This is a genomic window from Pseudomonas sp. St386 (assembly GCF_018325865.1).
GTDB lineage: Bacteria > Pseudomonadota > Gammaproteobacteria > Pseudomonadales > Pseudomonadaceae > Aquipseudomonas > Aquipseudomonas brassicacearum.
The window spans coordinates 2073589-2087140 of sequence record NZ_AP021900.1; the positions used below are offsets into that span (position 1 = coordinate 2073589).

The 13552-nt window shown below is 62.9% G+C and carries 9 protein-coding genes; 1 reads left to right on the plus strand and 8 read right to left on the minus strand.

Annotation, left to right across the window (positions count from 1 at the left end):
* The first annotated feature begins 24 nt into the window (after positions 1-24).
* The gene (locus KI235_RS09165) at positions 25-1059 is read left to right on the plus strand and encodes an OmpA family protein (RefSeq protein ID WP_003199525.1); all 1035 of its coding nucleotides are present in this window, start codon (positions 25-27) and stop codon (positions 1057-1059) included.
* A 587-nt stretch (positions 1060-1646) separates the two neighbouring features.
* Here the strand turns inward: KI235_RS09165 and cobA are convergent.
* The 8 genes from cobA to KI235_RS09205 all read right to left on the minus strand — a co-directional run bounded on the left by cobA (position 1647) and on the right by KI235_RS09205 (position 13441).
* On the minus strand, positions 1647-2402 hold the full coding sequence (gene cobA, locus KI235_RS09170; RefSeq protein ID WP_013692606.1) for a uroporphyrinogen-III C-methyltransferase: 756 nt from the start codon (positions 2400-2402) through the stop codon (positions 1647-1649).
* A gap of 10 nt (positions 2403-2412) precedes the next feature.
* Positions 2413-5130 (minus strand): nitrate reductase, encoded by a 2718-nt coding sequence (locus KI235_RS09175; protein ID WP_212795647.1) that lies wholly within the window; start codon positions 5128-5130, stop codon positions 2413-2415.
* Positions 5130-5447 (minus strand): nitrite reductase small subunit NirD, encoded by a 318-nt coding sequence (gene nirD, locus KI235_RS09180; RefSeq protein WP_003199531.1) that lies wholly within the window; start codon positions 5445-5447, stop codon positions 5130-5132. Before nirD ends, KI235_RS09175 begins: the two co-directional genes overlap by 1 nt.
* Positions 5444-7897, minus strand: coding sequence for a nitrite reductase large subunit NirB (gene nirB / locus KI235_RS09185; protein WP_003199533.1), 2454 nt, complete (start codon positions 7895-7897; stop codon positions 5444-5446). Before nirB ends, nirD begins: the two co-directional genes overlap by 4 nt.
* Before the next feature lie 483 nt (positions 7898-8380).
* Complete coding sequence (locus KI235_RS09190) at positions 8381-10051, minus strand: bifunctional protein-serine/threonine kinase/phosphatase (RefSeq protein WP_003199535.1); 1671 nt, start codon at positions 10049-10051, stop codon at positions 8381-8383.
* Between the two features lie 9 nt (positions 10052-10060).
* The gene (locus KI235_RS09195) at positions 10061-11272 is read right to left on the minus strand and encodes a nitrate/nitrite transporter (protein WP_003199537.1); all 1212 of its coding nucleotides are present in this window, start codon (positions 11270-11272) and stop codon (positions 10061-10063) included.
* 367 nt (positions 11273-11639) lie between these two features.
* Positions 11640-12215: an ANTAR domain-containing protein gene (locus KI235_RS09200; protein WP_003199539.1), complete on the minus strand. Its 576-nt coding sequence runs from the start codon at positions 12213-12215 to the stop codon at positions 11640-11642.
* 14 nt (positions 12216-12229) lie between these two features.
* Positions 12230-13441 (minus strand): CmpA/NrtA family ABC transporter substrate-binding protein, encoded by a 1212-nt coding sequence (locus KI235_RS09205; protein WP_003199541.1) that lies wholly within the window; start codon positions 13439-13441, stop codon positions 12230-12232.
* Positions 13442-13552 lie beyond the last annotated feature (111 nt).

Genomic DNA, 13552 nt, shown 5'->3' on the forward strand with positions numbered 1-13552 from the left:
AATCACCAGATGGGGATTTAACGGATGAAACTGAAAAACACCTTGGGCTTTGCCATTGGTTCTTTGATTGCTGCCACTTCGTTCGGCGCTCTGGCACAAGGCCAAGGCGCAGTTGAAATCGAAGGCTTCGCCAAGAAAGAACAATTCGACAGCGCTCGTAACTTCAAGAACAACGGCAACCTGTTCGGCGGTTCGGTTGGTTACTTCCTGACCGACGACGTTGAACTGCGTCTGGCCTACGACGAAGTGCACAACGCCCGTACTGACGACGGCACCAACGTCAAAGGCGCCAACACCGCTCTGGACGCTCTGTACCACTTCAACAACCCAGGCGACATGCTGCGTCCATACGTTTCGGCCGGTTTCTCCGACCAGAGCATCGACCAGAATGGCAGCAACGGCCGTAACCGTTCCACCTTCGCCAACGTTGGCGGCGGCGCCAAGCTGTACTTCACCGAGAACTTCTACGCCCGTGCTGGCGTTGAAGCTCAGTACAACATCGACCAGGGCGACACCGAGTGGGCTCCAAGCGTCGGTATCGGTGTGAACTTCGGTGGCGGCTCCAAGCCTGCTGCTGCTCCAGTTCCAGCTCCGGCTGAAGTCTGCTCCGACAGCGACAACGATGGCGTGTGCGACAACGTCGACAAGTGCCCTGACACCCCAGCCAACGTAACCGTTGACGCTGATGGCTGCCCAGCTGTTGCTGAAGTCGTACGTGTTGAGCTGGACGTGAAGTTCGACTTCGACAAGTCGGTTGTCAAGCCTAACAGCTACGGCGACATCAAGAACCTGGCTGACTTCATGAAGCAGTACCCATCCACCAGCACCACTGTTGAAGGTCACACTGACTCCGTCGGTCCTGACGCTTACAACCAGAAACTGTCTGAGCGTCGTGCAAACGCCGTTAAGCAAGTTCTGACCAACCAGTACGGTGTTGAATCGTCCCGCGTTCAGTCTGTTGGCTACGGCGAATCCCGCCCAGTTGCTGACAACGCCACTGAAGCTGGTCGTGCAGTTAACCGTCGCGTAGAAGCGCAGGTTGAAGCCCAAGCTAAGTAATTAGCCCACAGCTTTGGAAGAGCCCGGCCTAGGCCGGGCTTTTCTTTGCCTGGGATTTATGAAAATCAGCGGGGAAATAGTTTACGGTGGCGGTTTGATTGGGTGCATATCCATTGCTGCGCGATGGCGGTCTGACGGCATGACCGGGTACATATCCATTGCTGCGGTAACGGCTACTTAGGGTTCCGCCCTTACGGCGGCTCACTTTTTTTCAGACGCCAAAAAAAGTAAGCAAAAAAGGCTTGCCCCACCACTCGGTGCCTCGCTTAGGCTCGGCATGCCCTCACTCCGGCATTGCTCCGTGGGCCCGCCGCGAAGGGCCATCCATGGCCCAGCGCGGCTAACCCGGCATCCATGCCGGGTTGCCCACTGCGCAATGCCTGCGTTCGGCCAGCGTGGTTAACGGGGCGTCCCAGATCAAAATCAAAAGCGAGGCGGCCTAACAGCCGGTCTGGTTCTCCCGGTCGAACTCAGATCCCATTGTGGGAGCGAGCTTGCTCGCGATTGCTGTGTGTCAGTCACCATCCAGGCTGCTGATACACCGCCATCGCGAGCAAGCTCGCTCCCACACTGGTAGGGGGTCTATGTCAGAGGGCTGAAACCTGGACCCAGGCAGACGGGGATGTGGCCAGTTCGGCAGCACCGGCCACCGCGCCAATCACCAGGATCGCCGGGCTCTTGAGTTGAAAGGTGCTGGCATCGGCTTCCATCGAGGCCAGGTCGCTGCGGCAGTCACGTTGATGGGGCAGGGACGCATTTTCGATCATGGCGACAGGCGTGTTCGCGGCCAGGCCACCGGCCAGCAACTGTTCGCGAATTTCGCTCAGTTTCGCCACACCCATGTACACCACCAGCGTCGTGCCGCTTTGCGCCAAGGCTTGCCAGTTCAGGCTGCTGCCATCCTGGGTGTGGGCCGTCACCAGCGTCACGCCCCGGGCAATCCCGCGCAGGGTCAGTGGAATATCGCACTGGGTCGCCCCCGCGAGGCCGGCGGTGATGCCATTGACCATCTCCACTTCGACACCCTGCTCGCGCAGCCACTGCGCCTCTTCACCGCCGCGGCCGAAGATGCATGGGTCGCCACCCTTGAGACGCACCACGCATTTGCCCTGGCGGGCATAGCGCAGCATCAGGCGATGGATAAAGGCCTGGGGCGTGGAGCGGCAGCCGCCGCGCTTGCCCACGGCAATGATGCGCGCGTCGGGGCAATGTTCCAGCACCGCGGCGTTGACCAGATCGTCGATCAGCACCACGTCGGCTTCGCCCAAGGCGCGCACGGCTTTGAGGGTCAGCAATTCAGGGTCACCAGGACCTGCACCCACCAGCCAGACTTTTGCGTTCATAGTGTTTTCCTCACGAGATAGCCGCCAGCGGTTGCGCAGTGGCAACCAGCAGGCGCTTGATTTCCGGTACGCAGGAGCCGCATTGCGTGCCACAGCCCAGCTCCTGTTTGAGCCCCTGCAAGTCCAGGCCGCGTTCAATGCCTGCGCAGATCGCACGCTGGCTGACGTTCATGCAGTTGCACAGCGTTTTACTGCCACCCGTTGCGGCGCCGACATTGCCCGGCGGCGCGCTCAAAGGCGCCAGCAGCCAGCGCCGCAGTTGTTCATCGGCACGACCTTCCAGCCACAGGTTCTGCAACCAGTGCCGGGCCAGGGTTTCGCCGGCCAGGCGAATGGCGGTGATGCGGCCGTTTTCGATGCGCACCCGCTTACCGATGGAGCGACGCGGATCGTCGTAGGCCAGCACCGGCCCATCGATCAGGCCCAATTGTTCATCAATGGCCTGGAGCAGTTGCGGTTCGGGGGCGACAGCGCTGGCAGCGCGAATCAGCAGCGCGGGACGCTCACGGCCAGTCAGGCTCAGGCTGACGTAGGAAAACGCCTCGCACAGGGGGCGCAGGGCCTCCAGATGCTGTTGAACATCGCCTTCGATCAAGGCGAAAAGCTGCCAAGGCAGGTTTACCGGTTCCAGGCGTACGCCGCTGTGCTTGAGTTCCGGTTGTTTCGACAAGGGATCGAAGGCCGGTTGCGTCAGGGTATTTACGCCGCCCTTGAGGAACCGGTCGCCCCAGTGCATGGGCAGGAACGCCTGGCCGGGCCGTACGCTGTCGTCGCTGTCCACGGCCACGATCACGCTGCCGCGACGGCTCTTGAGGCTGACCAGGTCGCCCGCTTGCAGGCGATGGCGTTGCAGTTCGTCGGGGTGCAGGCTGAGGACCGCTTCGTTCACATGACCAAACAACTGCGCGGCGGTACCGGTACGGCTCATGCCGTGCCATTGGTCCCGCAGGCGGCCGGTGTTCAGGGTCAACGGGTAGCGGGCGTCACGCAGTTCCTTGGCGGCGCGATAGGGGTCGGCCACAAACCGCGCCCGGCCGCTGTCAGTAGGAAAAATTCCGTCCACGTACAGGCGCGCCGTCCCGACCGTGGCGCCGTCCGGGAAAGGCCATTGCTGAGGGCCGAGTTGGTCGATCAGGGCATGGCTGATGCCGGACAAGTCCAGGTCGCGGCCACGGGTCAGCTGTTTGTATTCATCGAAGAGTTGGGCCGGGCTTTCAAAGGCGAACAGGCTGGGTTGGCCCGGGCGCAGGTGTTTTTCCAGGCGTTGTGCGAAATCTACCGTGATTGCCCAGTCCGGCCGTGCTTCACCCGGTGCGCCGATGGCCCGGCGGACGTGGGAAATGCGCCGTTCGGAGTTGGTCACCGAACCTTCTTTCTCGCCCCAACTGGCCGCTGGCAGCAGCAGGTCGGCAAACGCGGCGGTTTCGGTGGTCCGGAACGCTTCCTGCAACACCACGAACGGGCAGGCTTGCAGGGCTTCACGTACCGCGGTCTGGTCCGGCATCGATTGGGCAGGGTTGGTACAGGCGATCCACAAGGCCTTGATCTTGCCGCTGCGAACCTGCTCGAACAGCTCGATGGCGCTCAAGCCAGCGGTGGCGGGCAGTTGCTCGACGCCCCAGTAGTGGGCGACTTCGGCACGATGTTCCGGGTTGGCGGCTTCGCGATGGCCCGGCAGCAGGTTCGACAGGCTGCCGGTTTCCCGTCCGCCCATGGCGTTGGGTTGACCGGTCAGCGAGAACGGCCCCGCACCTGGACGGCCGATCTGCCCGGTGGCCAGGTGCAGGTTGATCAGGGCGCTGTTTTTCGCGCTACCGGCGGTGGACTGGTTCAAACCCATGCACCACAACGACAGGAAGCTTGGCGAGGTGCCGACCCATTCGGCGCACTGATGCAGTTGTTCGACACTGATGCCGCACAGCTGGGCGACCATGCTCGGGGTGTAATCGCGCACCAGGTTTTTCAGCTCCGCCAGGCCTTCGGTGTGGGCCTTGATGAAGTCGCGGTCGATCCAGTCTTCCCACAGCAGTAGGTGCAAAATCCCATGGAACAAGGCGACATCGGTGCCCGGCAGGATCGCCAGGTGCAGGTCTGCCAGATCGCAAGTGTCGGTGCGCCGGGGGTCGATGACGATGATTTTCATCTGCGGTCGATGGGATTTCGCCTCTTCGAGACGGCGAAAGAGGATGGGATGGGCGTAGGCCATGTTACTGCCGACGATCATCACGCAGTCGCTCAACTCCAGGTCTTCGTAGCTGCAGGGCGGGGCGTCGGCGCCGAGGCTGCGCTTGTAGCCCACCACGGCGGAGGACATGCACAGCCGCGAATTGCTGTCGATATTATTGGTGCCCACCAATGCCCGGGCGAGCTTGTTGAAGGCGTAGTAGTCCTCGGTCAGCAATTGGCCGGAGATGTAGAACGCCACGCTGTCCGGGCCGTGCTCGGTGATGGTCTCGGCGAAGACGCTGGCGGCGTGATCCAGGGCGCTGTCCCAGTCGGTGCGGGCCCGGGCCAGTCCTTTGCCCAGGCGCAGTTCGGGGTAGAGCGCGCGTGCGGCGAGGTCGCCGGTCAGGTGCAGGGTCGAGCCCTTGCTGCACAGTTTGCCAAAGTTGGCCGGATGGGCGGGATCGCCGCTGACGCCGAGGATGCGCTCGCCGTCATGCTCGATCAGGACGCCGCAACCGACCCCGCAATAACAGCAGGTCGAGGCAGTGATCTGGCGGTTCATCAGCTTGCGTCCCGCAGGGCCAACTGCACCCGGCCGTTTTCGACCCGGGCCGAATGATGATGGGCGCAGCCTACGTCCGGGGCCTGGGCCTGACCGCTTTCCAGGTCGATCTGCCAGTTGTGCAGCGGGCAGGCCACGCGTTTGCCATAGACCAACCCTTGGGACAACGGGCCACCCTTGTGCGGGCAACGGTCATCGAGGGCGAACACTTCATCGTCGCTGGTACGAAAAATCGCGATGTCGCCTTTCGGGCCATTGATGATGCGCGAACCCAGGATATTGATGTCTTCCAGTGCGCAGATATCCAGCCAGTTCATGCCGGCACCTCCAGGTTTTTCACGGGGATGACCTCAAACTCTTTCTTCAACTGGGGTTGTTCCAGGCGTTGTTTCCACGGGTCTTGTTCCAGCGACAGGGAAAACTTCAGGCGTTCATGGAGCGCCTTACGTCGAACCGGATCTTCAAGCACGGCTTTCTTGATGTGCTCCATGCCGACCCGCTGCATGTAATGCACGGTGCGTTCGAGGTAGAAGGCTTCCTCGCGGTACAGCTGCAGGAAGGCACCGTTGTATTCACGCACTTCTTCGGCGGTCTTGAGCTTGACGAAAAACTCCGCGACTTCGGTCTTGATCCCGCCGTTGCCGCCGATGTACATCTCCCAGCCGGAGTCGACACCGATAATGCCGACGTCCTTGATGCCGGCTTCCGAACAGTTGCGTGGGCAACCGGAGACGGCCAGTTTCACTTTGTGCGGCGACCACATGTTGAACAGGTCGTGCTCCAGCTCGATACCCAGTTGGGTGGAATTCTGTGTGCCGAAGCGGCAGAACTCGCTGCCCACGCAGGTCTTCACGGTGCGGATGGACTTGCCGTAGGCGTGGCCGGACGGCATGTCGAGGTCTTTCCAGACGCCGGGCAGGTCCTGCTTCTTGATGCCCAGCAAATCGATGCGCTGACCGCCGGTGACCTTGACCATGGGCACGTTGTATTTGTCGGCCACGTCGGCGATGCGCCGCAGTTCCGAAGGGTTGGTCACGCCACCCCACATCCGCGGGACCACGGAATAGGTGCCGTCTTTCTGGATGTTGGCGTGGGCGCGTTCGTTGATCAGGCGCGACTGTGGGTCGTCCTGGGCTTCGCCGGGCCAGGTGGAAATCAGGTAGTAGTTCAACGCCGGGCGGCAGGTGGCGCAGCCGTTGGGGGTGCGCCAGTTCAGGTAGCTCATGGCCCCGGCGATGGTCAGCAGGTGCTGGTCGCGGATCGCCTGGCGGATCTGGCCGTGGTTGAGGTCGCTGCAACCGCAGATGGCTTTTTCGCTTTTCGGCTTGACGTCCGCCGCACCGCCGACGGTGTTGATCAGGATCTGCTCCACCAGGCCGGCGCAGGAACCGCAGGAACTGGCGGCTTTGGTGTGTTTTTTCACGTCATCGACGCTGAACAGCCCGTGCTCCTGGATCGCCTTGACGATGGTGCCCTTGCACACGCCGTTGCAGCCGCAGACTTCGGCGCTGTCGGCCATGCTCATGGCTTTGTCCTGGCCCTGGTGGCCTACGTCGCCCAAGGCGTTTTCACCGAACATCAAGTGATCGCGGATCTCGCTGATGCCATGGTTCTCACGGATCTGGCGGAAATACCAGCCGCCATCCGCCGTATCGCCGTACAGGCAGGCACCGACCAGCACGTCATCCTTGATCACCAGCTTTTTGTAGACGCCGCCGATGGGGTCGGAAAGGGTGATGGTCTCGGTGCCTTCGCCGCCCATGAAGTCCCCGGCGGAGAACAGGTCGATGCCGGTGACCTTCAACTTGGTCGAGGTGACCGAACCCTTGTAAGTGGCGAAGCCCAGTTGCGCGAGGTGGTTGGCGCAGACCTTGGCCTGTTCGAACAACGGCGCCACCAGGCCGTAGGCGGTGCCACGGTGGCTGGCGCATTCACCAATGGCGTAGATGCGCGGGTCGTAGGTTTGCATCGTGTCGTTGACCAGGATCCCGCGGTTGCACGGGATGCCGGATTTTTCCGCCAGTTCGGTATTGGGACGGATGCCGGCGGCCATCACCACCAGGTCGGCGGGGATGATGTCGCCGTTCTTGAACTGGACCGAGCCGACCCGGCCATTGCCGGCATCGTGCAAGGCCTGGGTCTGCTCGCTGAGGCGGAATTTCAGGCCACGGTTTTCCAGGGCGGTCTGCAGCAGTTGGCCGCTGGTCTTGTCCAGTTGCCGTTCCAGCAGCCATTCGCCCAGGTGCACCACAGTCACGTCCATGCCCCGCAGCTTCAAGCCGTTGGCGGCTTCCAGGCCGAGCAGGCCGCCACCGATCACCACGGCGTGCTTGTGGGTCTTGGCGGTGTTGATCATCGCCTGGGTGTCGGCGATGTCGCGGTAACCGATCACGCCTTCCAGGGTGTTGCCAGGAATCGGCAGGATGAAGGGTGTGGAGCCGGTGGCGATCAGCAAGCGGTCGTACTCGGCTTCGCTGCCGTCTTCGGCGATGACCCGGCGTTTGACCCGGTCGATTTCCACCACTTTGCGGTTGAGCAGCAGCTTGATGTTGTTGTCCAGGTACCAGCTCAGGTCGTTGAGCACGATCTCTTCGAACGTCTGCTCACCGGCCAGCACCGGCGAGAGCAGGATGCGGTTGTAGTTGGTGTGGGGCTCGGCGCCGAACACCGTGATGTCGTACAGCTCGTTGCTCAGCTTGAGCAGTTCCTCGAGGGTTCGAACCCCGGCCATGCCGTTGCCGATCATCACCAGTTTGAGTTTTTTCATCAGGGTTCTCCGCAAGCTCAGGTCCGCTTTATCACGGCGATCGGACTGGCTCGGTCATTTTTACGAAAACAAAAAAAGGCGTCCCGCTAGCAAGCTAGCGAGGACGCCTTTGTCCTGGTCCCGTTCTCTCGGGAAGCACCGCCTTCATCGTTGGAGGCGTTGCCTTATGTCTGTTGAAAGGGATTATGCAGTGGTTGTGCCAACTGGCGCGAAGGCACGGATTTATTGAGTGGCGGGCTGGTGGAGCGGATTGGGGAGGGATTTATTGCACCGAATCAAAGCGTGTTGCCCGGTAATGGAGCGTGGCAGCCGGCAGCTTGGTAGTGGCAGGCAGGCCGCCATCGCGAGCAAGCTTTGCTCCCACAGCAGATCCCCTGTGGCAGCAAATTCCCTGTGGGAGCAGGTCCCCTGTGGCAGCAAATTCCCTGTGGGAGCAGGTCCCCTGTGGCAGCAAAGCTTGCTCGCGATGGGCGCGACCGGATCTCAGCCATGAAACACTAGAAACAGCAGCACCAGATTCACCACCAGCGACACCAGCGCCAACGTCCGCCAGACCTTCAGCGGTTCTCTTTCCAGCAGCGGCCTGGGCCTGACGCTCAAGCTGCGGCGCTCGCCCTGTTCCAGCAGCAACAACCATTCCTCGGCGGTTTCAAAACGCTGCTCCGGATCCGCCGCGACGGCGCGTTCCAGGCTTTGCCCGAGCCATTCGGGCAGGTCCGGCCGGTAGCGGCTGGCACTGACCGGCACGCCAAAGCGCGGGCGCTGGAAGGCTTCGATTTCTCCGTAGGGATAGTGCCCGGTCAGCAGGAAATACAAAGTCACGCCGACGGCATACAAATCCTGTTGCGCCGTTGGCGCGGTGCCGCCGAAGGCTTCCGGGGCAATGTAGCTGGGGGTGCCGGGCAAGACGTTGGCCTGGTCCTCGGACAGGCCCGGGCAGTACGCCAGGCCGAAATCCAGCAGGCGCAATTCCCCGTCGTCGCCCAGGTGCAGGTTTTCCGGCTTGATGTCGCGGTGGTAGATCTGCCTTCGATGCAACAGGCCCACCGCCCGCACCAGCCGTTGCGCCAGGTCCAACCACTGGGCCAGAGGTAGCGGCCCGCCCTGGTTGAACAGCTCGGCCAGGGTCGCACCCGGATATTCCCGCATCACGTAGTACAAATGCTGACGCTGGGGAACGCCATGGACCTCGGGAAACTGCCGCCCGGCGACGCGCTTGAGAAACCATTCTTCCGAAAGCAGGGCCTGTCCGGCCCGGCTGTCGTCCCGTAGATGCACGGGCAGGGTTTTCAGCAGCCAGGGTTGGCCCTGGCCGTCGCGTACCCGGTAGAGCAACGATTGCTGGCTGTGGCCGAGCAGGCTTTCGATCTGCCAGCCCTCGAACACCTGGCCCGGTTTCAGCGCAGGTGGCAGGGGCCATTGCTGCAGCTGGATCAGGGCATCGCCGATGCTGGCTTCGCCCACCGCATCGACCCGCACCAGCAAGGCGCTGGCGTTGTCCTGGCTACCGGCCAGGTGTGCGGCGTTGACCAGCGTCTGCGCGGCCAGGTCCAGGTCCGGCTGGTCGCGCAGGATACCGGCGATGGCCGTATCCCCCAGGACCGCCCAGACGCCGTCGCTGAGCAGCACGAAGGTTTCGTCGGTGCGCAGCTCGCCGTCGAGAAAGTCGAGGATCAGGTGTTGATCCAGGCCCAGGGCGCGCTTGAGCACATGCTGCATGCCTTGCTGTTCCCAGACGTGATCCTCACTGACCCGTTGCAGGTGGTCGGCGTGCCAGCGGTAGACTCGGCAATCGCCGACATGCGCGAGGGTGAAGCGCCGGCCCCGCAGGACCAGGGCGCTGACGGTGGTGAGCAGCGGTTGCCCGCCACCGTTGGCTTGCAGCCAGCGATTCTGCGCCAGCAACAGCCGGTCCAGCGCCTGGGCCACGCCCCAGGTTTGCGGCGTGGAGTAGTAGTCCAGGGCCAGCGCCTGCAAGGTCGAACGGGCGGCCAGCCCGCCGTCGGCGCATTGGCTCACGCCGTCGGCGATGGCGAACAGGTAACCCTTGCTGGCGGCCAGGGCTGGGGCGGGGGTGACCAGGCGCAGGGCGTCCTGGTTTTCCTCCCGCGGGCCGATGGCACTGGCTTCGGCGAAACTCAGTTGCAGGCTCATGGTTGCAGCTTATACCCGAGCAGCGGTGACAGCTGCCGAACCCCAAGTGGTTCTCCAGCGACGCTTGACGCCGTGCAGACCGAACCAGGCCAGGACACCGAGGCTGGCGAACAACCACAGCGCCAGTTGATAGCTGCCGGTGCTTTGCTTGATCGCGCCCATGCCCGCCGCCAGGGCGAAACCGCCGATGCCGCCGGCCATGCCGATCAGCCCGGTCATCACGCCGATCTCGCGACGGAAGCGTTGTGGCACCAGTTGGAACACCGCGCCGTTGCCCGCACCCAAACCGAGCATGGTGCAGACGAACAGGGCCAGGGCCGCGTAGGAACTCGGCAGGTTGAAGCCCACTGCGGCGATGCAGACGGCCGCCACAGTGTACATGCCCAGCAAGGTGCGGATGCCGCCGAAACGGTCCGCCAGGGCGCCGCCCAATGGACGCATCAGGCTGCCACCGAAGACGCAGGCGGCGGTGTAGTAGCCGGCGGTGACCGGGCTCAGGCCATATTGGTCGTTGAAGTAGCCGGGCAGGGCGCTGGCCAGGCCGATGAAGCCGCCGAAGGTCACGCTATAGAAGAACATGAACCACCAGCTGTCGCGGTCGCCCAGGGCCTTGAGGTAATCGGCCATGGATTTGGCTTTTGGCCGCTCGGGGGCGTTCTTGGCCAGCCAGGCGAAAAGCACCAGGGTCAGCACCAGCGGGATCAGCGCGAAGCCGAACACGTTGGTCCAGCCGAAGGCCACGGCCATGACCGGTGCGATCAACGCAGCGAGCACGGTGCCCGAGTTACCAGCACCGGCAATGCCCATGGCCTTGCCTTGATGCTGTGGCGGATACCACTGGGACGCCAGCGGCAGGGCCACGGCGAACGAAGCACCGGCCACACCCAGGAACAGGCCGAGCAGCAGGGCTTGTTCGTAGCTGTGGATACCCAGTTTCCAGGCGCAGAACAGCGCGCTGATCACGATCACCTGGCCCACCATGCCGGCGGTTTTTGGCGAGATCCGGTCGGCCAGCAGGCCCATGAACAAACGCAGCACGGCGCCAGCCAGGATCGGCGTCGCGACCATCAGGCCGCGTTGCTGGGTGGTCAGGTGCAGGTCGGCGGAGATCTGTACCGCCAGTGGGCCGAGCAGGTACCAGACCATGAAGCTCAGGTCGAAGTAGAGGAAGGCCGCGAACAGGGTCGGGGTATGGCCGGATTTCCAGAAGCTTGAATTCATCGCGCACCTCAGCTGTAAAAGTCTCGAGAAATGAGTCAGTGCTTTGAGCAGTGCGCCGTCTGTGGTCGCACCACCGGTCCCGAAGGGCCAAAACAAAAAAACGCCGCAACCCGGATCGCCAGAGAGGCAAGAAGGGTGTGCGACGTCTTTGTCGTAGGTGGGGCAACCGCCGTTGGTTACCTGTGGGTTTGCTTAAGCGAGATCTGTGCCAGGTCTGTCATGATCGTTCCTACGCTCTGCGTGGGAATGCATCCCGTGACGCTCTGCGTCACCTTGTGAAGCGGAACGCGGAGCGTCCCTGGCGGCATTCCCACGCAGAGCGTGGGAACGATCATTAGTAGGGGGCGAGGCAGGCGCTACAAGGCTTTCAGCCCAGCAGCTCATTCATGGCAATGATCTGCTCCGCCACCTGGATCAGCTTCTGCTGGCGGCTCATGGCCTGGCGGCGCATCAGGGTGTAGGCCTGTTCCTCGTTGCATTCCTTCATCTTCATCAGCATGCCCTTGGCCAGTTCGATGCGCTTGCGCTCAGCCAATTGCTGGTCCCGGGCCAGGAGCTGGGCGCGCAGGGCCTGGTCGCTTTCGAAGCGGGCCATGGCCACGTCGAGGATCGGTTGCAGGCGCGCGGCATGGATGCCTTCGACGATGTAGGCGCTGACGCCCGACTTGATCGCCTGGCGCATCACATTGGGGTCGTGCTCGTCGGTAAACATGACGATCGGTCGTGGCTGGTCGCGACTGACCAGCACCACTTGCTCCATCACATCGCGCCCGGGTGACTCGGTATCGATCAGGATCACGTCCGGACGCACCGTTTCGACGCGCGCTGGCAGGTCGATGGTCAGGCCGGATTCGTCGATGACTTCGAACCCGGCTTCAATCAGGGCGGCCTTGAGGCGACCGACTTTTTTCGCGGTGTCGTTGATCAGCAGGATACGCAGCATGGTCGTGGCTCCTGTCAGCGGCTGGCGAGAAGGGGAGCCGCATCGCTCAAGGCGTGCAGTTTGAAGCTGCGGGCGTACCCGGCCGGATCCGAGCCGTCCCAGGTGATGCCGTCGATCAGTTGGCTGCTGCGCATGTCCTGGCGCGGGGACGCGATGTCCAATGCCGCGCAGGCTTCGCGGTACAGCTTGAGTTGCTGGACGTCCTGGGCCACGGCCAGGTAATCCGGGTCTTCGCGCAGCAGGCCCCAGCGGCGGAACTGGGTCATGAACCACATGCCGTCCGACAGGTACGGCAGGTTCACCTCGCCGTTGCCATGAAAGCGCATGGCGTGGGGATCCTGCCAGCTGTTGCCCAAGCCGTCGGCATAGATCCCCAGCAGGCGCGGCTCGATGCAGTCCAGCGGGGCGTCGAGGTATTCAGGCGCAGTCAACAGTTGCGCGGTGCTGCGACGGTTTTCGCTGCTTTGTTCGATGAAGCGGCTGGCTTCGAGGATCGCCATCACCAGGGCCCGGGCGGTATTGGGGTATTGCTCGACGAACGCGCGGGTGCAACCCAGGACTTTTTCCGGGTGATCGGGCCAGATGGTCTGTGTGGTCGCCAGGGTGAAACCGAGGTTCTGCTTCACCGCGCTGGCGCACCAAGGCTCGCCGACGCAAAACCCGTCGATACGCCCGGCTTGCAGGTGCGCGATCATTTGCGGTGGAGGCACGACCACGCTGTCGACATCCGACAACGGGTGGATGCCCTGGGCGGCGAGCCAGTAATAGAGCCACATGGCGTGGGTGCCGGTGGGGAAGGTCTGGGCGAAGGTCAGTTTCGGGCGAGTTTGGTGCACGTGTTGTTCCAGTGCTTCAGGACTGGTCACGCCCTGGGCCTGCAAGCCATGGGACAGGTTGATGCTCTGGCCGTTCTGGTTCAGCCCCATCAGCACGGCCATGTCACTCGCCGCGACCCCGCCGATGCCCAGGTGCACCGCGTAGATCAACCCATACAGGCTGTGGGCGGCATCGATTTCGCCGCTGACCAGCTTGTCGCGCAGGTTGGCCCAGGAGGCCTGGCGCTTGAGGTTCAGGGTCAGGCCGTAGGGTTGGGCGAAGCCCTGGGTGGCGGCCACGACGAGCGGGGCACAGTCGCTCAAGGCCATGAAACCGAGGTTGACCGCGCTCTTTTCCGGGGCATCGCTGCCGTTGACCCAGGCCAGGGGGTTGGCTGGAACTTCATTCATCGGTATCACCTTCCGCATAAAAAAGCGCCGTGTCCGGGCCCAGGAGGCCGGACGACGACGCCGTTGTCCCTTAAAACAGTGTGGCACTCATTCCGTCGTTGGCATGGGCGC